The 242-nt window shown below is 59.1% G+C and carries 1 protein-coding gene; it reads left to right on the forward strand.

Going from position 1 to position 242, the window contains the following annotated elements; all coding sequences use genetic code 11:
* A partial coding sequence (locus tag AC0L3U_RS40070) for an ATP-binding cassette domain-containing protein (protein ID WP_473365220.1) occupies window positions 1-242 on the forward strand: 242 nt, incomplete at both ends.

Genomic DNA, 242 nt, shown 5'->3' on the forward strand with positions numbered 1-242 from the left:
GGCCACCGGCGTTTCCGGGCTCACCGACGGCGCGTTGTCTGCCGCATCTTCGGCCCTTCGGGTTGCGGCAAGAGTACGACGTTGAAAATGATCAACCGCCTGATCAAGCCAAGCTCGGGCAAGATCCTGATCAACGGCGAAGACACCACCGACCTCGACGAAGTGACCCTGCGCCGCAATATCGGCTACGTGATCCAGCAAATCGGCCTGTTCCCGAACATGACCATCGAAGAGAACATCGT

This window comes from Bradyrhizobium sp. Kon69 (assembly GCF_055807515.1).